This window comes from Herpetosiphon llansteffanensis (genome assembly GCF_003205875.1).
Taxonomy (GTDB): Bacteria; Chloroflexota; Chloroflexia; order Chloroflexales; family Herpetosiphonaceae; genus Herpetosiphon; species Herpetosiphon llansteffanensis.
The window spans coordinates 1-21,606 of the sequence record NZ_PUBZ01000086.1; the positions used below are offsets into that span (position 1 = coordinate 1).

At 51.0% G+C, this 21,606-nt stretch carries 17 protein-coding genes; 10 read left to right on the top strand and 7 right to left on the bottom strand.

Going from position 1 to position 21,606, the window contains the following annotated elements; genetic code table 11:
• Nucleotides 1–227 precede the first annotated feature (227 nt).
• The 3 genes from C5S61_RS09680 to C5S61_RS09690 all read right to left on the bottom strand — a co-directional run bounded on the left by C5S61_RS09680 (nucleotide 228) and on the right by C5S61_RS09690 (nucleotide 3,705).
• Entirely contained in the window at nucleotides 228–821 is a 594-nt protein-coding gene (locus C5S61_RS09680; protein WP_110514857.1) for a hypothetical protein, read from the bottom strand.
• A 24-nt stretch (nucleotides 822–845) separates the two neighbouring features.
• Nucleotides 846–2,105, bottom strand: a complete 1,260-nt coding sequence (locus C5S61_RS09685; protein ID WP_110514858.1) for a WGR domain-containing protein — start codon at nucleotides 2,103–2,105, stop codon at nucleotides 846–848.
• Between the two features lie 178 nt (nucleotides 2,106–2,283).
• Nucleotides 2,284–3,705, bottom strand: a complete 1,422-nt coding sequence (locus C5S61_RS09690) for an aspartate ammonia-lyase (protein WP_110514859.1) — start codon at nucleotides 3,703–3,705, stop codon at nucleotides 2,284–2,286.
• 629 nt (nucleotides 3,706–4,334) lie between these two features.
• Here C5S61_RS09690 and rpsF point away from each other — a divergent pair.
• The 5 genes from rpsF (at nucleotide 4,335) to C5S61_RS09715 (ending at nucleotide 7,961) form a co-directional block, all read left to right on the top strand.
• Entirely contained in the window at nucleotides 4,335–4,640 is a 306-nt protein-coding gene (gene rpsF / locus C5S61_RS09695; protein WP_164689323.1) for a 30S ribosomal protein S6, read from the top strand.
• A gap of 19 nt (nucleotides 4,641–4,659) precedes the next feature.
• Nucleotides 4,660–5,157: a single-stranded DNA-binding protein gene (locus tag C5S61_RS09700; RefSeq protein ID WP_110514861.1), complete on the top strand. Its 498-nt coding sequence runs from the start codon at nucleotides 4,660–4,662 to the stop codon at nucleotides 5,155–5,157.
• 40 nt (nucleotides 5,158–5,197) lie between these two features.
• Complete coding sequence (rpsR, locus tag C5S61_RS09705; protein ID WP_012192483.1) at nucleotides 5,198–5,458, top strand: 30S ribosomal protein S18; 261 nt, start codon at nucleotides 5,198–5,200, stop codon at nucleotides 5,456–5,458.
• Between the two features lie 97 nt (nucleotides 5,459–5,555).
• Complete coding sequence (locus C5S61_RS09710; protein ID WP_110514862.1) at nucleotides 5,556–6,977, top strand: peptidylprolyl isomerase; 1,422 nt, start codon at nucleotides 5,556–5,558, stop codon at nucleotides 6,975–6,977.
• A gap of 69 nt (nucleotides 6,978–7,046) precedes the next feature.
• Complete coding sequence (locus C5S61_RS09715; protein ID WP_110514863.1) at nucleotides 7,047–7,961, top strand: PH domain-containing protein; 915 nt, start codon at nucleotides 7,047–7,049, stop codon at nucleotides 7,959–7,961.
• Between the two features lie 32 nt (nucleotides 7,962–7,993).
• Here C5S61_RS09715 and uvrB read toward each other — a convergent pair whose 3' ends face one another.
• Nucleotides 7,994–10,090 (bottom strand): excinuclease ABC subunit UvrB, encoded by a 2,097-nt coding sequence (gene uvrB / locus C5S61_RS09720; protein WP_110514864.1) that lies wholly within the window; start codon nucleotides 10,088–10,090, stop codon nucleotides 7,994–7,996.
• A 657-nt stretch (nucleotides 10,091–10,747) separates the two neighbouring features.
• Between uvrB and C5S61_RS09725 the strand changes: the two genes are divergently transcribed.
• The 3 genes from C5S61_RS09725 (at nucleotide 10,748) to C5S61_RS09735 (ending at nucleotide 15,129) form a co-directional block, all read left to right on the top strand.
• Nucleotides 10,748–12,142: a hypothetical protein gene (locus C5S61_RS09725; RefSeq protein ID WP_110514865.1), complete on the top strand. Its 1,395-nt coding sequence runs from the start codon at nucleotides 10,748–10,750 to the stop codon at nucleotides 12,140–12,142.
• A 246-nt stretch (nucleotides 12,143–12,388) separates the two neighbouring features.
• Nucleotides 12,389–14,134, top strand: coding sequence for a DEAD/DEAH box helicase (locus C5S61_RS09730; protein WP_110514866.1), 1,746 nt, complete (start codon nucleotides 12,389–12,391; stop codon nucleotides 14,132–14,134).
• 98 nt (nucleotides 14,135–14,232) lie between these two features.
• Complete coding sequence (locus tag C5S61_RS09735; RefSeq protein ID WP_110514867.1) at nucleotides 14,233–15,129, top strand: phosphatase PAP2 family protein; 897 nt, start codon at nucleotides 14,233–14,235, stop codon at nucleotides 15,127–15,129.
• Here C5S61_RS09735 and C5S61_RS09740 read toward each other — a convergent pair.
• On the bottom strand, nucleotides 15,104–16,399 hold the full coding sequence (locus C5S61_RS09740; RefSeq protein WP_110514868.1) for a sensor histidine kinase: 1,296 nt from the start codon (nucleotides 16,397–16,399) through the stop codon (nucleotides 15,104–15,106). The genes C5S61_RS09735 and C5S61_RS09740 overlap by 26 nt on opposite strands.
• A 569-nt stretch (nucleotides 16,400–16,968) precedes the next feature.
• On the opposite strand from C5S61_RS09740, the gene C5S61_RS09745 reads away from it, so the two are divergent.
• Nucleotides 16,969–17,697, top strand: a complete 729-nt coding sequence (locus tag C5S61_RS09745; protein ID WP_124033417.1) for a hypothetical protein — start codon at nucleotides 16,969–16,971, stop codon at nucleotides 17,695–17,697.
• Here C5S61_RS09745 and C5S61_RS09750 read toward each other — a convergent pair.
• Both C5S61_RS09750 and clpB read right to left on the bottom strand, forming a co-directional pair.
• Complete coding sequence (locus C5S61_RS09750) at nucleotides 17,694–18,071, bottom strand: nuclease A inhibitor family protein (protein WP_164689324.1); 378 nt, start codon at nucleotides 18,069–18,071, stop codon at nucleotides 17,694–17,696. The genes C5S61_RS09745 and C5S61_RS09750 overlap by 4 nt on opposite strands.
• Before the next feature lie 174 nt (nucleotides 18,072–18,245).
• Nucleotides 18,246–20,825, bottom strand: a complete 2,580-nt coding sequence (gene clpB / locus C5S61_RS09755; RefSeq protein ID WP_110514871.1) for an ATP-dependent chaperone ClpB — start codon at nucleotides 20,823–20,825, stop codon at nucleotides 18,246–18,248.
• Nucleotides 20,826–21,078: 253 nt separating this feature from the next.
• Here clpB and tsaE point away from each other — a divergent pair, with 253 nt between their 5' ends.
• Nucleotides 21,079–21,594, top strand: a complete 516-nt coding sequence (gene tsaE / locus C5S61_RS09760) for a tRNA (adenosine(37)-N6)-threonylcarbamoyltransferase complex ATPase subunit type 1 TsaE (RefSeq protein WP_054536596.1) — start codon at nucleotides 21,079–21,081, stop codon at nucleotides 21,592–21,594.
• Nucleotides 21,595–21,606 lie beyond the last annotated feature (12 nt).

Genomic DNA, 21,606 nt, shown 5'->3' on the forward strand with positions numbered 1-21,606 from the left:
CAACCGCCTGATCCCCTCACCCCAACCCCTCTCCCGTGCGCGGGCGAGGGGCTTTAACACCGTAGCTCTCCCCCAATTCCTTGGTGAGAAACGGTCGGCTCCCCCTCGCCCGCGTTCAGTGGGAGCGGGGGTTGGGGGGTGAGGGGACATGATTGCCAATCCAATGTACCAGTACACATAGCCTATAGCCACTCCTATGTTCTATGCTCTATGCTCTCTGTTCTGGTTTACGCTTCAATTGGCAAGTAGCGTGTGGCTTGGTTGGTGTTGAACGAGGCGCTTTCGCGTTCGTACAAGCCACTGACCACCGCCGAATTCATGACGCTATGCACCAGTGGCCGTACCCGATCGTGCTTGATGATCAAGCGTGGGTTGGCGGTGCGCAGCGCCATCGTAATGTCGTAGGCCGTAAACATTTGGCCTGCGGTGATCCATGTGCCAATTTGCTCGGCAATCAATAAACTTAATTGTTGATCATCGACCGCGTGCCAATCGTCGTCGTCGTTGCCCATCGCTACAGGTTGGTTTGGGGGCGAGGCAACCCGCCGTTGCCGACTGCGGCGTGGCGTTGGCGGGCTGGTTGGCGTAGCATCATGGGGGAAAACGCGATACGCGCGATGCAACGATACTGCCACAATCAAAACTGGCTGGGGGTTGGCTAATTGTGGCGGATTGCCGCCAACTACATCATAGACATTGCGCACGCCAATCACCATGCCACGACGTACCCGACCCATATTTTGGGTTGATGGGCTGCTGCCTGGGCCTTTTGATTGTTTGCTGACAATAATTTCAAATTCAACCCAATCACCGAGTTGCATACAAGCCTCCAAAAAATTAATAAGCTAGCGATCGAAAAGCACCAAATAGCGCAAACTTTGTTGGGCTGATTGATAGACAATGAATTCATCGTATTGCAATTTGCCGCCCCAAGCAGTGGTGTGCTGAGCCTTGCCCCAAACCGAATCAAAACCCTTGGGCGCTGCCCGAAAATCGCTCTGGGCCGTTGGTGCAACGAAGGGATTGCCCACCGCCACATCAGCCAAAAAGAGAAATAGCGGGCGATTGCGCCGCCGCACCGAGCAATAATTAGTCGATTTGGTTGCTTTATTGGCAAAATAAATCCCGTGGCCAAACATGCGGCCATTCGATGGCGTGCGGGGGCAAACCAAGCCACTGCGCAAGATGTGGCGCACATTTTGGCCCGCCGTGCCGTGAAAGAGCAATTGCGTATTGCTGCGGCCAAGCTGATTTTGCTCGAAATTACGGCGCTCGGCTCCAATATTGAGTGTAAAAATACTGTTGACCCGCACTTTGTAGCCATGGACGCTGGTGCGATCCACGTAATCGCAAATTTGGCGATAGCGATCATCGTTTTGGGCCAGCAGATCAAGTTCAGCGCCCAAGGTTTCGTAGCGTGAAACCTGCGGATTGCGCTGTTGGGCGGTCATGGTGGCGATCGCTGCTTCTAATTGATGCAAGCGAGTTTCTTGCTCATCGAAATCGTTGCAAAAATTCTCGATCACCGTTTCGCGCTTGATCTTGCTGGGTAATTTGGTTGGCACAGTGTTGTAAAAATGTTGAACTGTGCTGCTGAGCAAGGCCAAATTGGCTGGCGTTTGGCTTTGTTGCCATGTGCTATGTTGCAATTGAGCGAGGCTCAATAACTTACGACCATGCTCAATTTGCTCAGCAGAAATTGCATCGAGGCCAACTGCCAAGTACGAAGCAATGCCCTCACCAGCTTCATCGAAAATATAATCAATCACGTTGCGAATTGGCTCGGCCAGCGTTACTGCTGGCTCAGCAGCTGCTGCCACAACGCTTGGGCGGTGAAGTGCTACCTCGTGATAGCCTTTTTTGACCTTTTCGCGAATTTTGCGCTCGATCCATTCGAGGTTTGTGACTTTCTCATCCACTTGGGCGGCGGAGCCAACTCGGCCATAGGTGGCGCGAAAAAAAACATCGTTCGCTGCAAGCTGCCACATTTCAACCAGATAGTATTTGTTGTTATTGCCATCTAGGTTGGTCAGCTGGAATTTGCGGCGCTGGGTTGGTTCGCCTTGGGGAGCACCGATTGCCGTACCCACAATTGCACCTCGCATATACTCAAACCATCGTCTAACGCTCAAACCTGTGCATTGTGCCACTTGGTTTTGCTGGCCTTAGTTTAGCAAGTCGCTGTGTCAAACAAAGTCACAGTTTGATGCTTGCTGCCAGCAATAAAAAAACCCTTGCTCAATTCAAGCAAGGGTTCAATACTATTCGGTTTTAGGCTGAGGTTTAGCCGCCAGCGCCGCCACCACCGAAGATCCCGCCTTCGGTCATGGCCCGCACGTCGAGCAAGCTATCAGCTTCTTCTGCGCTTAGGTAGCCTTTTTCGACCACCACTTCGCGGATAGTGCGGTTGGTAGCCATGGCTTCTTTGGCCACTTCAGCACCTTTGAGGTAGCCAATCGTTGGGTTGAGCGCCGTCACCAAAATGGCGTTCTTGGCCAGCCAGCCAGTGGCTTTTTCTTCGTTGGCTTGAATGCCCAAGACACACTTTTCGGTAAAGGCTTTCACTGCACCGATCAGCACATCCATCATTTGGAAGATGTTATAGCCGATGATTGGCATCATCACGTTGAGTTCCAATTGGCCAGCTTGGGCGGCCAAGGTCACAGCGTGATCATTGCCCATCACATGGAAACAGGCTTGGTTGAGCATTTCGGCCAAGACTGGGTTGACTTTGCCAGGCATAATTGATGAACCCGGCTGCACTGCTGGCAAGCGAATTTCATCCAAGCCGGTGGCTGGGCCAGAGGCCAACAAACGCAGGTCGTTGGCAATCCGAATCAAGCTAACACACAAGGCGCGCATTGAGCCTGAGAAATCAGCTTGGTCGCCCATGCTTTGCATGCGTTCAAACAAATCGTCTGAGGTGCGCAGTTCAATGCCGGTCAGGCCCATTAATTTGGTGACCATGCGAGCGTGATACTCTGGGTGAGCGTTCAAGCCCGAACCAGTAGCCGTGCCACCGATGCCGAGTTCGCGCAAGCGATCGCCAGCAACTTGGATGCGTTTGGCATCGAGGCGCACAGCTTTGGCATAGGCATTGAATTCTTGGCCCAAGCGCACAGGCACTGCATCTTGCAAGTGCGTGCGGCCCGATTTGAGCACATGGTCGAATTCTTGGCCTTTGGCAGCCAAAACGTCGGCCAAGCCCAAAACCGTGTTGACCAACTCATCTAAGCGCCACAATGCACCCAAGCGCAAGGCCGTTGGAATGGTATCGTTGGTGCTTTGAGCCATATTAACGTGATCGTTGGGGTTGACTGGCTTTTTGGGGTCATCGATGTTGAAGCCCAAAATTTGGTTGGCCCGATTTGAGATCACTTCGTTGATATTCATATTGTGCGATGTGCCAGCGCCAGCTTGGAAGGGGTCAACCACAAAGTGATCGTTCAATGTGCCATCGATCACTTCATCTGCTGCTTGCACAATCGCTGCGGCCATGTTGGCATCGAGCAAGCCCAAATCTTGGTGGACAAGGGCGGCGGCTTTTTTGATTGTCGCCATTGACCAAATGAATGCAGGATACTGTTTCAGGCCGCTGATTGGGAAATTCTGCACTGCTCGTTGAGTCTGTGCTCCATACAATGCCCACGCTGGCACCTGTACCTCACCGAGCGAATCTTTCTCCACACGAAACTCAGCCGACATAAAACCTCCACGTGAAAGGTCGAATCAATAGTGTGTCTATTATACGCGATGCTTTTCACAATGCTGGTCGCTAGTTGCCAAGCAAAAGTGGCAGGTTTAACCACTTAAATGTTGGGGGCTGGGGATCGGGAGCGATTTTGATCCACGAAGGACACGAAGGGCACGAAGGAAAATAGGCTACAGGCTTTGGGCTTTTGGCTATGGGAGATTGTTGGAAATGTCAATCAATGTTCCGCTAGCCCATAGCCATCTTCCCTTCATCCCTCATCCCTCATCCTTCATCCTTCATCCTTTCTCCTCTCTGCGCCTCTGTGTTAAAGCCCACAGCCCGACCCCTATGTTCTATGTTCTTTGCTCTATGTTCTATCTTCTCATTGCTCTATACCAACTTTTATGCTATACTGCGGCGGCCTTTCTGCTCCGTAGGCTTGTGGCCACCAAACCCAATGTCAAAACGGGGCAAACCCGAAGGAAGGAGTCTTCGAGTGGTTCCATGCGAACCCTCCCCGCACCCTTGGGTGCTTGTTGCCTTGGCAACACCTTGACTCCATGCATATAACTCAATTGGATATTGGCGGCCCCGTGCCATGAAACGGTGGCATTTAATGTTTCATGTAGGTGAAAACATCGTGCGTGCATACGAAATGATGACCGTCCTGCGCCCTGATTTGGGTGGCGAGGAAGAACTCAACACGACCATCGAGACCATCCAAAGCTACATCAAAGCCCAAGGCGGCGAAGTAGCCAGCACCGAACAAGGCGCTCCTTGGGGCCGTCGCAAATTGGCTTATCCAATCGACGACTACACCGAAGGCTTTTACTTCTTGACCCACTTCACCTTGAACGCAGATCGCGTGACCGAAGTGGAACGCCACTTGAAATTGGCTCCACAAATCTTGCGCTATTTGTTGATCCGCGACGAAACCAAGCGCTAAAACCAACGGGGAGGAAACCGTGGCGAAAGATTTAAACAAAGTGATGATTATTGGTCGCTTGGGCAAAGATCCTGAAATGCGGTTTACGCCCCAAGGAACACCCGTGACCAACTTCACTGTCGCCGCTGGTCGTCAGTGGAAAGACCCCAATGGCGAGACCCGCGATGAAACCGAATGGTTTTCGGTCGTGGTCTGGAACAAATTGGCCGAGATCTGTAATCAGTATCTGACCAAAGGCAGCCGCGTCTATATCGAGGGTCGGCTGCAAACCCGCTCGTGGGATGATGATAGCGGCCAAAAGCGCTTTCGCACCGAAGTAGTTGCTAGCGATATGATCATTCTTGATCGTACCGATCAGCAGCAAGGTCAAGGCCAAGCGCGCAGCGGTGGCTACCAGGCTGGCGGCAATGCTCGCCCGCCACGCGATAACTCCGCCAATGATTATAATCGTGGCGGTAACTATAGCGGTGGCTACACCAACGAGCCAGATATCGGCGATGACGATATCCCATTCTAATTTGAAATTTACTTACTAGAACATACAAGGAGCCGTTCGCATGTCAGATCAACGCCGTAAGTCGGCAGGTCGCCGCAAATACACACCCCGTCGCAAAGTGTGTGTCTTCACGGCTGAAGGTATTGTGCCAGATTACAAAGATATCAAACGCTTGCAACGCATGGTCTCAGATCGTGGCAAGATTTTGCCTCGCCGCCGCACTGGCACATGTGCTAAATATCAACGCAAATTGAATGTTGCAATCAAACGCGCCCGTCACTTAGCGCTGTTGCCATTCGTTTCAGAAAATACCCGCGGTTAATTCTGCGTCGTTGGTTAACGAAGCTCAGGCACAGTCGCGAGATCCGCGCTGTGCCTGCTTTACTTTAGATTACCCCTCATTGGAGTAGGCAAGGATTATGGCAAAGAATGATAACGTGCAGCCCGCAAAGCCCATGACCAAACGGCAACGAGCGCGCTGGGATCAAGAACGGAAGCAAAGCTCACAGGTATTGCTAATTGCCGCTGCCGCAGTTGGCTTGGCTGTGTTGTTAATTGGCATTGGCTTGGTCATCCAAAAGGTGATTGTGCCCAACAAAACTGTGGCGAACGTCGCTGGCGTTGAAATTAGCAACGCTGAATATCAACAATATCGCCAAATTATGCAATCTCAGCAAGCAGTTAACTTGGCACAGCAAATTCAACAATATGCCCAATATCAATTGCAAGGCACTGAGCAATTTGCAACCGATGTGACCAATTATATTGCTGGCTTGAAAGATAAAAATGCCCCACTTGATTATGCTGTACTCAATCAGTTGATCAACGATAAGGTGCTTGAAAACAATGCTGCCGCTGAAGGCATTACCGTTAGCGACGAAGAATTGCAACAAAGTTTGGCCGCCAAGTTTGCGCCTGCCAACGAAGTGATGAACCCAGTTGCCCCAGTTACCTCAACGAATGGCTTAACTGATACCGCTTCGTTGACCCCAACCCAAACGCCAACCCCAACCTTGAGCGAAGCAAGCGCTCGGGTTGATTCAGCAATTACGACGTATTTTGGGACGTTGCGCGAATTTATCGAAGAAACTTCAAGCTATGGCTTGGCTATTTTGCCATTCGATCGCGCTGCCTTCAAAGATTTCGTCTTGCATCAAGAACGCCTGCAATTGTTTCGCGAAAAGCTGGGCGAGAAGTTGGTAACCGAAGATCAGGCAACCAAGGAAATTTATGCTGATGCCCAGCAAATTTTCGTAACCGCCAATATCACCGATCCAACCGACCCCTTGACGGTGACCAAGTGGGCGCAAGCCAAAACCAAAATCGATGATGTTGCTGCTCAATTGACCAGCGCTGAGGTCTTTACCGATGTGCAGTTGTTGAATACCACCAATAATGCAACCGATAACCCAGCCACTGGGATGAAACCGTTGACCCAGTATGATGCATTGGGGATCACGGTGCCAATTTCAACCCAAGAAACTGGTGTGATTGGTGAGCCATATCAATCTAGCGAAGGTTGGCACATTGTCTTGGTGCATCAACGCGAATTGCGCCCAAGCCAAAGCGATTTGGCAACCAAGCGCGATGAAGCGGTGAAGAAGTGGATCGAGGAAAAACGGGCCTCCGCCAATGTGCAGCGTTTCCCAGAACCAACCGCCACCACCGTGCCACCAACAATTGAGCCAATTCCAACTACGATTCCGCAGCCAACCATCGATCCTCTGGGGCCAACGCCAACGCCTGCAAGCGAAGCTACGCCAACCACCGGTTCGGCTGCGCCAACAGCAACGCCTGCAAGCGCAACGACCCCAACGACTGTCGTAACGCCAACACCATAAGCAAAAACAGGTAGAATAGTGGCGGGTCAATGCCGACCCGCCACTTGTTGTTTAATCTGAGGAGTTCCCATGAATCGATGGTGGGCCAAACGAACTTTGCGAGTCTGGGTTGCGTTAGTGATTACGCTGCTCGTAATTGCGGCAACAATTTGGGCAACCATGCAATTACTCGCCGATATCAGCGGTGCTGCAACGTCATGGCGCATCGATTTAACAACCTTTGCTTGGTTTGCAAGTGCAGTTTCGGGCTTTTTGATTAGCTTGATTATGCTGTATCGGGTTGGCAGTGCTTTAACCTTGCATTATCGGGTTGACCGCAATGCCTTGACGATTCACTGGCTTGGCAACACTGCCGTTGTGCCGATGAACTTGATTACTGCGGTTGAGCCAAGTGTCAGCGTGAAACAAAAGCCCGGCCTTTTGACCCGTTTTGCCTATACCACTGGGGTTGGCCAAGCTGCCGATGAGCATGTGTTGAATTTCTTTAGCACGCAGCCCGCCGCCCAAGCCTTGCTTTTGCGCACAACTGGCGGCAGTTATGTAATTACTCCAGCCCAACGCGAGAGCTTTATCCAAGAGCTTGAAAGTCGGCTCAACTTGGGGGTCGTGCAGGTTCAAAGCGAAGGTGTGGTGCGCTCAAGCCGCATCGCCTACGATTTTTGGCTGAATAACGCAGTCCGCTGGACTTTAGTCGTTGGGCTGTTGCTCAATTTTGCGGTCTGGGGTTTAATTGCTTGGCGCTATAACCAATTGCCTTTAGAAGTGCCAATTCGCATCGACGCAACTGGCGCGGTGAGCGGCGTTGAGGCCCGCGAGCAATTATTGGCCTTGCCACTCGTTGGCTTGTTGGCTTGGCTGATCAATGCTGGATTTGGGGCGTTGATCTATCGTTCTTCACGGGCTGGCGCATTTGCTTTATTAATTGGTAGCGCAGTAATTCAACTCTTTTTGGGGGTTGCAGTGTGGGTCGTGGTGCGCGGCTAGTGCTGCAACCAGCCGCGCTGTGTCTTGAATGATTAAAGTTTGCCGCGTGAGCGACCTTTGACTTTGCGTTTGCCCGGATCTTCGACTGCAACTGGCGCAGCGCCACGTGGTTTGTGGTTCACGCTTTCCAGCAAGGCCGTGTTGTCGATCAAGGCCAAGGTTTGGCGCATTTGGGTCAGTTGGTCGCGCAGCAAGGCCGCTTTTTCAAATTCTAGGTCTTTGGCTGCTTGTTTCATCTGTTTTTCCAGCTCGCTGATCAGTTTGAACAGCTCTTCTTTGGTCATGCTATCGGGATTTTCGCTGGTTTTGTAGGCAGCTGATTTTTCGGCAACCTTCTTCATGCCTTGGGTCAAATCGCGCACCGCTTTGACAATCCCTTTTGGCTCGATGCCATGGTGTTGATTGTAGCGCTCTTGAATTTGGCGACGGCGGCGAGTTTCACTAATGGCATAATCCATCGCTGGCGTGACATTATCGGCGTACATCAGCACCGTGCCATCGATGTGACGAGCTGCCCGCCCAATAATTTGCACCAACGACGATTCTGAGCGTAAAAAGCCAGCTTTATCAGCATCAAGAATCGCCACCAAGGAAACCTCGGGCAAATCCAAGCCTTCACGCAGCAGGTTGATGCCAACCAGCACATCGTACACGCCCAAGCGCAAATCGCGCAGAATATCGATGCGCTCAATTGTATCGACATCGGAGTGCAAATATTGGGTGCGCACGCCCATTTCTTTGAGATAATCGGTCAGATCTTCGGCCATTCGCTTGGTGAGCGTCGTTACCAACACCCGCGAGCCAGTATCAACCCGCTGTTTGATCTCACCAAGCAGATCATCGATTTGGCCACGGGTGCGGCGCACTTCAACCATGGGATCAAGCAAGCCAGTTGGCCGAATAATTTGCTCAACCACTTGTTCATGATGTTGATATTCGTACACACCAGGCGTAGCTGAAACATAAATTGCTTGATGCACATGCTTGGAAAATTCATCAAACATCAATGGGCGATTATCGAGCGCTGAGGGCAAGCGAAAACCAAAATCAACCAAGGTTTGCTTGCGCGAACGGTCGCCATTGAACATCCCGCGAATCTGTGGCACCGAAATGTGCGATTCGTCGACGACCAAGAGAAAGTCGTCAGGAAAGTAATCGAGCAAAGTCCACGGCGTTTGGCCCTCGCCGCGCCGATCCATATGCCGACTGTAGTTTTCAATCCCTGAGCAATAGCCCAATTCTTCCATAATTTCCAAATCGTAGAGCGTGCGTTGCTTGAGCCGTGCAGCTTCGAGAATTTTGCCTTCGCCTTCAAGGTGAGCGACTTGGTGCTCTAGCTCAAGCCGAATGTCATTCAGCGCGGCCTGCATTTTTTCTGCATTGGGAATAAAGTGCTTGGCCGGAAAGACTTCGATTTGATCTTTTTGGGTTAAAATCTCACCAGTTAACGGATCGACCTCGACCATGCGCTCAATTTCATCGCCCCACATTTCAATTCGAAAGGCGGTTTCTGCATTGGCTGGGAAGATTTCGAGCGTATCGCCACGCACGCGGAATGTGCCACGATGAAAATCAATATCGTTGCGCTCAAATTGCAGGTCGATCAGCGTGCGCAACACTTTATCGCGGTTGCGAACCTCGCCTGTTTTCAGCTTCAATGCCACTTGGCCGTAATCGGTTGGTGAGCCAAGCCCATAGATCGCCGAAACCGAGGCGACGATAATCACATCGTTGCGGGTAAAGAGCGCTTGGGTTGCTTCGTGGCGCAAGCGATCAATTTCTTCGTTGATTTGGGCTTCTTTTTCAATATATAAATCCTTCGATGGCACGTAGGCTTCGGGGGTGTAGGCATCGTAATATGAAACGAAGTAGCCGACGGCATTATCAGGAAAAAATTCTTTAAACTCTGCATACAATTGGGCAGCAAGGGTTTTGTTGTGGGCCATTACCAAGGTAGGCCGTTGAACCTGTTCGATGACCCGGGCAATTGTATGAGTTTTGCCAGTCCCTGTTGCCCCCAAAAGTGTTTGGTGGACAAGCCCGCTGTTCAAGCCATTGACTAATTGGGCAATTGCTTGTGGTTGATCGCCACGCGGTTCGTAGGGTGCATGGACTTTTAATGGTGGCATACGACCTCCTAAATCACATCATTAATTATACTGCGCTTCCTGCTATTTATGGTCGTTCTTGCGACTGATTATCGAACAATTGTGTTATTATAACGATTTTTTAGGGGTCGGGAATCGGTTGTTGGGGATCGGGATTCCAACTCGTGCCAACCCATAAATTATTCCAGCAGCCAAAAGCCAAGGGCCTGTAGCCTGCTTCTCTCTGCGCCTCTGCGTTAAGCATATTGATCGATGAAGGGTCACGAAGACGATTTTTTTAGCCACGAATTGCACGAATGCTTATTTTTAGCCACAGATTGTCACAGATTAGCCCAGATGATTGTTTTCATTCCCTATAGCCTATAGCCAAAAGCCCACAGCGTTATCCTCTCTGCGCCCCTGCGTTAAAACTCCCTTCGTGCCCTTCGTGCTCTTCGTAGTTGCGACGCGAGGGGTCGGGGATTGGTTGTTGGGGATCGGGATTCCAGCTCGTGCCAACCCATAAATTGTTTCAGCAGCCAACAGCCAATTCCCTCTTCGTGCTCTTCGTGGATCAAAACTTCGTGGCCTTCGCGCTCTTCGCGGTTTCAGCTATTCGCGGTTGCTCATTCACTGACCCCTGACCCCTAGCCCCTGATCCCTGATAAAATAGCCCTACATCTGCGTTGGGAGGTCTGTGTGGCACGGATTTGGCGTTGGCTTGGGCCAAGTTTAATTATCATTCTCGCGTTGGCATGGTTGGTTCAGCAACCGTCAAGTTTGGCGCTCCAAGCGGCTCAAGCCCGTTTAGCTGGCAAATGGCATCAAGCCACACGCCTGTATCAACAATTAAACAAAACCCAGCCCAGCGTTCCCAATCAATTAGCGCTGGCCGAATTGTATTTGACTCGCGGCGAGTGGCAAGCAGCGCACCAGCAACTGATCGACGTGTTTCGCCAGCCATTAAGCCTTGAACAACATCAACAAACTTGGCAATTCTATGCGTGGGCTGGCTTGCAACGCGGCGATCAAGCGTCAGTTCAATCAACACTTAAAACCTTGGCAGCCACGCCATGGAGCCACCTGCTACGGGCAGAAATTGCCTTGCGCAGCGGCGACTTAATCAGTGCAACCAACCAATTGAATCAAGCTCAAGGCTTGCAGCAGCCATGGCAGAATTGGGCTTGGTTGCGGAGCGCTGAATTGGCATTGCCAACTGATCCTCAGCTTGCCCAAAGCCTCGTTACCCAAATTCAACCCCAAGCCAATGGCCTACAATTGGCGAACCCATGGCAATTGCAGCAACGCCTGCAACGCCTCAACCAGCTTGTGCCTCAAACCTCGGCCCAACGCATGCTCGGTGTTGCCAGCCTTTGGAGTGAACAAGGCTTGTGGCAAGCTGCCGACATTTTGCTGAGCCAGATTCCCGTCAACGATTCGATGGCGAGTTTTGCTGCCAACCAACGCGCTTTGCTGCATTGGAGTGCTGGCGATAGTGCAACCGCATTGGCGCTGATCGAGGCTGCTCAAACGCAATGGCCCAACGTGGCAACCTTGCCTCGCACCCAAGCCAAAATTGCCGCTAGCAGTGGCCAGCCCAATTTGGCGCTTGCAGCGTTGCAGCAGGCAGTTAATTTGGAGCCAGTCAGCAGCGACAATTACCTTGTTGCGGCAGCGATTAGCCTGAGCCAAGCAGATTTTAATGGCACTGCCGCCGCCTACGATCAAGCGATTGCCACGGGGCCAATGAGTGGCACGTTGGCCTTAGAAGCTGCCAATTTTTATATCAACACGCCGTTACGCCGCTGTAGCAGTGGCCTAAAGTATGCGCGCCAAGCCTTGAATAGTGCGGTTGATGATTTAGCGCGGCGAGTGGTGGCCAGCGTTGGTTTGCAATGTTCGCTGCCTGCAGAAGCCGAGCACATGATTGCCCCACTCTATCAGGCCAATCCAGCTGAGCCACAATTAGCCTATCTTTATGCGGTTGCGCGCTGGCAACAAGCCAAGCCCGATAGCCAACGCTTGCTAGAACAAGCAGCAGATCAAGCGATTCAAACGCCATGGCTGGCCCAGCTTGAGTTTTACATAAAATGAAGCTCAATCCTATAAAAAATTAATAAGATGCAGCTATCTACGTTTTGGCATAATCCAAAAATCATGCTATAATCGGATCTAACGCTAAGCAGAGAACGAAAACGCGGGCGGTATAGCCCCCGCGTTTTTTGTGTCGTGCGCGTCGCTTGCTTGCCAATTCGGGGGGTTAGGGCGACTCCGCACGCTGCGGGACGGTAACAGCAAAGGGCTGTTAACCCTACATTCACCGAAAGGATATTCTTTTTAATGACTACGTTTACGGAACTGGGGCTAGGCGAAGCGACGTTGCGGGCAATCACTGAACTTGGCTATGAAGAACCAACTCCAATCCAAGCCCAAAGTATTGGTTTGATGCTCAGTGGCAACGATATTATCGCCCAAGCTCAAACAGGCACCGGCAAAACAGCAGCTTTTGCGTTGCCAACAATTGAACGCATCGACACCAAGGCCATGGGTGTTCAAGCCTTGATCTTGACCCCAACCCGCGAATTAGCTGTCCAAGTTTCGGATGCTATTTCAGCGTATGGCAAATATTTGAACATTCGCGCCTTGCCAGTTTATGGTGGTCAACCAATTGATCGCCAATTACGGGCCTTGAAGCGTGGCGTTAATATTGTGATTGGTACGCCTGGCCGTTTGATGGACCACATGGAACGTGGCACGCTTGATCTTTCAACTGTGCGCACCGTGGTGCTCGACGAAGCCGACGAAATGCTCAACATGGGCTTTGTTGACGATATTGAATATATTTTGGAACGCGCTCCCAAAGATCGCCAAACTGCGCTCTATTCGGCAACCATGCCCGATGAAATCGCTCGTTTGGCCCGCAAATACTTGAAATCACCGCAAATGGTGACGATTGAGCGCGAACAACTGACCGTACCGCTGATTCGCCAAGTCTATTATGAAATTGGCGCACGCGATAAATTCGAAGTTTTGACGCGGATTCTTGACCTTGAAATGCCAACTTCGGCGATTATTTTCTGCCGCACCAAGGCGATGGTCGATGAGCTTGGTGAAAAATTGTTGGCTCGCGGCTATGGCGCAGAATTGTTGCACGGCGATTTGAGCCAAGCAATGCGTGACCGCGTGATGAAGCGCTTCCGCGAAGAACAAGTTGAAATCTTGGTTGCAACCGACGTAGCTGCTCGTGGCTTGGACATCGAACATGTTAGCCACGTGATCAACTACGATATTCCGCTTGATCCAGAAGCCTATGTCCACCGGATTGGCCGTACTGGTCGGGCTGGCCGTTCAGGGGTTGCCGTTACCTTGGTTACGCCTCGCGAACGCCGTCAACTGCGTACGATCGAACGCATGACTGGTGCTGTGATTCAACGTTTGCGCTTGCCAACGATTGCCGACGTGGTGGCTCGCCGCCGCGAAGCCTTCAAGGACAACTTGCGCGAGTTGATCGAGCAACACACCGAACATGGTGGTTTGGAGCAATATTTGGTTTTGGCCGAAGAATTGGCCGAACAATATTCGCCAACCGATTTGGCCGCAGCCGCCTTCAAAATGATGCTCGGCGAACCAGATTTGACCGCCGAAGATCCGTTGGAAATGGTCGAAGACGAAGCAACCTTCGATGCACGTCGTGGCGATCGCCGCGATAGCCGCGATAATGGTCGCCGTGGCGACCGCCGCGAACGTGGCGGTGATCGGCCTGGCGAACGTGGTGGCGATCGTGCTGCTCGTGCTCCTCGTACCGGTGATCGCAACGGTGGTGGCCGCTCGTTCCGCGAAGAAGGCATGACCCGCTTGTTTGTCGACATTGGCCGCGAACAAGGCGTGCGCCCTGCTGATATTGTTGGTGCAATTGCCAACGAATCTGGCTTGCCAGGCCGCGCCATCGGCGCAATCGATATTTTCGATAACTTCACCTTTGTCGATGTGCCAGACGATGCTGCAAACCGCGTGTTAGCTGCGCTTGGTCGCACCCAAATTCGGGGCGTGAAAATCACCCCAACCTTGGCTCGCCCACGCCGCTAAAATCCTTTATCCGTCCAGTGCTTCGGCTCCTTGGTTGCTGCCAAGGAGCCGTTTTTAGTTAACGTATAATTGCGCCAATCATTCTAGTGAGGTTGGCAATGCAACTTGATCTGCTCGAACGCTTGCAGCAATGGCGTACTCCAGTGCTGGATCAGCTGTTTTTATGGATAACCAACATTGGCGGTGAGGATTTTTACCTGCTGTTGGGGCCAATTATCTTTTGGTGTGTTGGCATCAACTTGGGTGTGCGCTTGATGCTGATGTTAATTGGTTCGTTTTATACCAATGCATGGCTCAAAGATTGGTTTGATACAGTTCGCCCAGCCGCCGCCTATCCTGAGCGTTTCCCGCTGAGCGAGCAAGCCAAGGCAACCGCGATTAATCCCGACGGCTCGTGGATTCCTTCGTTTCCCAGCGGTCATTCCCAGCATACCTTGGTTTTTTGGTCGTTTGTTGGGTTGTGGCTACGGCAGCGTTGGGTTTGGGCTTTGGCGGGCCTGATGATTGTGCTGGTTAGCTTTTCGCGGCTCTATCTGGGCGTGCATTGGCCAATCGATGTGCTTGGTGGTTGGTTTTTTGGTAGCTTGATTGTGGTCGCCAGTATTTATCTCACGCCGCTGATTAGCGCTTTGCCAACCAAAACCCAAGAACGTTTGGCGTTGGGTTTGGCTGCCATGTGTTTATTGGGCTTATGCTTCGATTCTGGCGCTGATCGGGTCAAGATGTTGGGCTTTTTGGCTGGCGCGTTGGGTACGTTGGGTTTGCAACAGCGCTATGCCCAATTTCAAGTGCGCAGCGTTTGGTGGCGGCAATTAATGAAAATCATTATTGGCATTAGCATGGTTTTTGTGCTACGGGCGGTGCTCAAAAGCGTGTTGCCCGAAACGCTTTTGGCCGATGGCTTGCGCTATTTGATTATTGGCATGTGGACGACCTTGGGTGCGCCATTGGTCTTTCGCCTGACGCTGGCTAAACCTGTGGCAGCTCCAGCGTAATTTGTGCCCCGCCTTCTGGTCGATTGATAAAGTGCGCAGTGCCGCCATGGAGCATCGCAACATGGCGAATTAAGGGCATGCCCAAGCCGCTACCGCCGATTTTGGTTGTCCAGCCCAAGGCCTGATTTAACGATTGGGCCTGATTCAGATGGTCGAGTAAATCGGCGGGAAAGCCCTTGCCTGTATCATAAATAACAAGTTTAGCTTGCTGCGGAGTTTGCTCAACCTGAATGAAAATTTGGCCTTCGCCAGGGTAGCGCAACAGGGCCTCAATTGCATTTTGTAAAATGGTATGCACTGCTAAGCGCAAAAAGAGCGCATCACCAATCACAATGCACTCAGCAGGGCAAGCGATCTGAATTGTTGAATTAAGGCCATGGCGTTGCATTTCTGCTTGGCTTTCTGCTTGTTCGCTTTGCAGCAAAGGCAACAGTTGAATTGGCATGCGTTGCTGTGGCAGCAATTGGCCTTCGCGCGTCAGCACCAGCAATTCAGTTGTTAGTTGGCGAATCGAATCGGCAGTGCTTTGGAGCACGCCCACCAATTCTTGTGGCTGAATCGCCGCTTGTTCAAGTGCTGTGCGTTCGGTAAGTTGTTGATTGAGCATTGGCAGCAACACATCAAGGCTATTGCTATATGAACGTAATTCGTGCTGAAAGAAGCGCATAAATTGGCGAACTTGTTGCTCTTTGCTCAGTTGGGCTTCGGTTTTGACCCGCGCTTTGGCAAATTGCACAGCTTGCGAGGTTACACCCCAAAGCATCAAAAATTCCAAAATATTAAATGCAATAATTGCTGGCGTAAAAACCTGCCAACCACCAGCGTGCAGCGAGGCCACAATCGTCACGGAGAGCGGATAAAAGGCAATTGGCCACCAACGCCGACTGGCTAACATTGCCATCAAAATTGGTAACATGGTCAAAACGACCACCGCCGCATCTGAAGGAATTGTGGCCAGCACATAAAAACAGGCCAAGGTCAGCACTGCTACGACAATCCAGCGCGGCCACATAGCGCTTGGCTGGCGAAACATCCACCACGCCAAGCCACCCAAACAGAGCGTCACCCCAAAATCGAGCAGAATAACCCCTGTTGGTGCGCCACCATAATCCAGATTGAACGCGCCCATAATGCCAATTAGCCCAGTAAACAAGGCCAAAATTGCAGTTAGGGTTGCAAATGGATCAGCGCCATGGACAATATCCTGCCACCACTGCTTAATCCAGCGCCATCCACGGGCTTTCCAGCTGAGAGGTGCTTGCTCGGGCATAGAGTTGCTTTCTTGCAATCAGCGTGAGTGCGGCTAAAGGTTTTATTAATGATTAACTCTAACACTTTTTAATAGTTTATTAAGCCTATCTTGAGCTAGTTCCTTTTGAAGCACGTAGAAAGCTTGTTACGACTACTCAATGCCTAGCACTTAGTCCTATCCAAAATAAGTCCTTATGGCTACTTGTGGCAGCTAAATAGATCATGATTTAATAGCTCTATCCACAGTAACTGTTATCAATTGTTGCCGTCATTTTGTTCACCAATTGTCTTTTGGCTTATTAAAATCATTGAAATAAGGAGCCAGATTATCCCAACTCTCTATTATCGACGCAGGATTCTTCACGTTCTACCGCCGTGTTCTGCAATGCATCCTAGCACTACCTCTTGTTATGCAGTACAGCTGTTTCTAGTTATTGAATCCGTTAGTCTGAATGACTAAGACGGGAGCAGTATATGAGTATGTACGCTGATGCTATTGGAGATATAGTAAGCCAATTGAATCGACACCATGGTTGGCAATTAGATGGGGCAGGATGTCAGCTTCTTTGCCAGCGCAGTTGTGAAATTTTGCAACGCAACCCTGCCTCAAATCCAGCCAAATATCCTGATATTATTGTCAATGTGTATCATGATTATGCCACGGTTGCTGCCGCATGCGATCCTCAACACCCACATCACGAGTTAATTTGGGTTTCAATTATGGATGAAATCCTCAGTTGGTATCGCTGCAAGCGCTTCTCGTTGGGCAATGGCTCACAACTATGCGAGCATTCGCCCGATTTGGTGGCCTACGAGAATGTCAAGCGTTCGTTACCACAGTTTCGCTTTGAAGCTCGCTTACGCAGCTATATCCACACCATTGCTGAGCGCGCAATTATTCATTGGTGGCGAGCCAAAAACGCGAAAAAACTGGGTGGAACTGGTAGCCGCAGAATTCACGAAAGCCCCGGTATTTATACGCCAAAACCACAAGATCAAACCTACTACTTGAGTCAAAGCAGTAGCCGCGACTGTCAACGTGAGTTAGGCGATACCATTGCCTCGCCCGATCTGCTGCCGCATGAACATGTTGAGCGCTGTGAACTTCAACGGCATATGGCTGCTGAAGTTCACGCGATGGTCGATGATCCGCTGTATCTGATTGCCCAGCAGTATTGGTATGCCTTGTTGTGCGAGGATAATAATATTACTGCCTTGGCCAGACAGCTTGGTTTGCAAGCCAACGATCTCTACAATTTGCGCGATCGGCTGCGACGGCGGTGTAAACCATTTTTGGTGCAGTGGTTTTTAGCCTAAGTTTCAACCAACTGAGTTTTTAGGCCAACCACATTGCCTGCGCTATCTTTGCCCAAAATATAGGCATCGATATTGATTTCACCCACGCGATAGACCTGAATGTCGGTTAATTCGGCCTTGAGCACTTCGACCAACTGCTGAAATTGGCTCACTGTGGCTTTTTCAGCCTCGCCATGCCAATCTTGCACGCTGGTGGCATTGCCAAAGAATTGCTCAAGGCTGATGGTTTGGATCGGCTGGCCATTGGCGAGTGCTTCGGGGCTGAATGGAGTTGCCGCATCCCAGGTATATGGCGTGAATGGCGCATCGGTTTCGCTCATCATCTGCAAGCCATCAGCTGCGGCAGTAATGTTCTCTAGAGTTGTTTCGGCCACAGGAACTCCTTGTTTACGTCGAAGAGGGCCAATTCGCCCTCGACGCGGACGACGAAAGGGCATAAACTGCTCCATCGACAATTGGCTGAATGCGGCTAGTATAGGGCATTTTTCGCGCCAACAAAAGCCCCCATCACGCTCATGATGGGGGCTGAGTCGAATTGATTAATTGGTTTAGTTGAAAATCAGTTTGCCTGCATCAACATCGACGCTGACGGTTGTGCCCGCTGGAAATCGACCTTTGAGCACTTCCAAGGCGAGCGGGTTGAGCAACTCGCTTTGGATGGCTCGTTTGAGTGGCCGCGCCCCAAAGACGGGATCATAGCCAACGTGGGCCAGATGTTGGCGCGCCGCTTCACTCAGAACCAACTTGAGCTTACGTTCGCTCAAACGTTTGCTCAGCCGATCAACCTGAATATCAACAATATGCTTGATTTCAGCTTGGGTCAATGGCTTGAAGATAATCAAATCATCAATCCGGTTGAGAAATTCTGGGCGTAGCTCATCGCGCAGTTCTTCCATCACTGCTTCGCGCATGGCTTCTTCATCATCAACCAAGCTTTGAATGCGGCTACTGCCAATGTTCGAGGTCATAATCACCACCGAATTGGTGAAATCGACCAAGCGACCCTGACCATCGGTTAAGCGACCATCGTCGAGCAATTGCAACAGGGTGTTGAACACATCGGGATGCGCTTTTTCAATTTCATCGAACAGCACCACGCTATATGGGCGACGACGCACAGCCTCGGTCAATTGGCCGCCTTCTTCATAACCAACATAGCCTGGAGGTGCACCAATCAGCCGTGCCACGGCGTGACGTTCCATATATTCCGACATGTCGATCCGGACCATTGCTGCTTCGTCATCGAACAAAAATTCAGCCAAGGCCCGTGCCAACTCGGTTTTACCAACCCCGGTTGGCCCAAGAAACAGGAACGAACCAAGTGGCCGATTGGGATCTTGCAGGCCTGCCCGCGAACGGCGCACTGCATCGGAAACCGCTTTGACCGCTTCATGCTGGCCAATAATTCGCGCATGCAGCCGTTCTTCCATCTTGACCAGCTTTTGCAATTCGCCTTCTAAAAGCTTGGAAACCGGAATACCTGTCCATTTGGCGACAACTTGGGCAATATCCTCTTCGGATACTTCTTCGTTGAGCAGCATGCCATGTTCTTGCATATCGCGAACTTTGGCTTCTGCTTCGCCTAATTGTTGCTCTAAGGTATTGAGCGTGCCATATTGCAACTCGGCGGCGCGATTGTAATCGTATTGGCGTTGCGCTTGCTCAATTTGAACCTTGGTTTGGTCGATCTTTTCTTTTAATTGGGCGATGGCGTTAATTGCACCGCGCTCGCTCGAAAGCTTGGTATCTAGCACCGCTTGTTGTTCACGCAAGTTGGCCAAATCGCGTTCGAGCCGTTCGAGCCGTTCCTTAGATGCAGGGTCTTTTTCGCGTTTCAAGGCTTCGCGTTCAATTTCCCATTGCATGCGTTTGCGCTTGATCTCGTCAAGTTCAACTGGATCGCTGGTAATTTCCATGCGCAACTTGGCTGCTGCTTCGTCGATCAAGTCAATTGCTTTGTCGGGCAAGAAGCGATCGGCAATATAGCGATTGGATAAGGTTGCGGCGGCGACAATTGCCGCGTCGGTAATCCGCACATTATGGTGCGTTTCGTAGCGTTCTTTCAAACCACGCAAAATCGAAATTGTATCTTCAACTGTTGGTTCGCCGACCAACACTGGCTGGAAGCGGCGCTCCAACGCTGGATCTTTTTCAATATATTTGCGATATTCATCAAGCGTCGTCGCGCCGATAGTGTGCAATTCACCACGGGCCAACGCTGGCTTGAGCATATTCGAGGCATCCATTGAGCCTTCGGCTGCGCCTGCGCCAACCACGGTATGCAACTCATCGATGAACAAAATTACGCGGCCTTCAGCGTTGGTTACTTCGCTGAGCACTGCTTTGAGCCGTTCTTCAAACTCGCCGCGAAATTTTGCGCCGGCGACCAACGCGCCCAAATCGAGTGCGATCAAGCGTTTGTTGCGCAACGCTTCGGGCACATCGCCACGCACAATCCGCGCAGCGAGGCCTTCGACGATGGCAGTTTTACCAACGCCTGGCTCGCCAATGAGCACTGGATTATTTTTCGTGCGCCGTGAAAGCACCTGAATCGTGCGCCGAATTTCTTCATCGCGTCCGATTACTGGGTCAAGCTTGCCACGTTGAGCCAACGTCGTTAAGTCGCGGCCATATTTTTCGAGCGCCTGATATTTGCCTTCTGGGTTTTGATCGGTAACCCGTTGGTTGCCCCGAATGGCAGTTAAGGTTTTGAGAATTGCATCTTTGGTAATACCAAACGATGTGAGCAAACGCTGGGCTGGGCCTTTGGCACGTTCGCTAGCCAGCCCAAGCAACAGGTGTTCGGTCGAAACATACTCATCGCCCATGCCTTTGGCTTCATTTTCGGCAGTCTGCGAAACTTGATCAAGCCGTTGGCCAATACCTGGCTGCATTTGGCTGCCACTAACGCGTGGCAAACGCCGAATTTCATCGTTAAGCGCCGCAACTAAAGCTTGCGGATCGCGATCCATTTTGCTGATAATTTGCGGAACCACGCCATCGGCTTGTTCGAGCAAGGCCACAAGAACATGTTCTGGTGTGATTTCGCTTTGGCCGTTGCGAGAAGCGATGCTTTGGGCATCAAAGATAGCCGCGCGTGATTTTTCGGTGTAAATATTCAAATTCATGGTTGCGAAACCTCCCTATTCAGTTGTAATTGCACTAAGCATAGCAGAGCGATGTTAAAAATATAGTAGGCCACTATTAGAAGATTGTCTGAACATAATCGTTGTTTGGTTTCAGCAAAATATCATCGTAGCGTGCGCATTTAAGCGCTATGCTCATTTGGGATAAATTGGCTTGAACAGTGGCATTCAACCGCGCCAGCATGGCAATTGGCATGATGCCCGTTTTCAGCCAGCATATGCTACAATTGAGCCTATGAAAGCACGTATTCCTGCCATTTTAGAGCCTGATAGCATCGATGTGGTGAGCCATGGGCCAGCCCACACGGTGCGGATTGGTCAGCAAATCGGCGCAGCCTTAACTGCTGGCGATTTAGTGCTGTTGTTTGGGACGTTTGGTGTGGGCAAAACCCACTTGACCAAAGGCATTGCCAGCGCGTTTGGTATCCCTGAAGCAGACGTTACCAGCCCAACTTTTGTTTTAGTCAATAACTATACTGCTGATAAAACCCACGGGCGCACCCGCATTCACCATATTGATCTGTATCGACTTGAAGGCAATGCCAAGGATTTCGATTCGATTGGTTTGGAAGAATTATGGGACGATAGCGCCATTTGTGTGATCGAATGGGCCGAGCGCGTCGCTGATTCGTTGCCCAGTGAATATTTGGAAATTCGGATCGATCACTTGGCCGAAACCAAACGCATGATGCGGCTCAAGCCCCATGGCGAGCGCTATAAGCAATTGATCCAGCGTTTGCGTGGTAAATAATAGTTTGCTAGA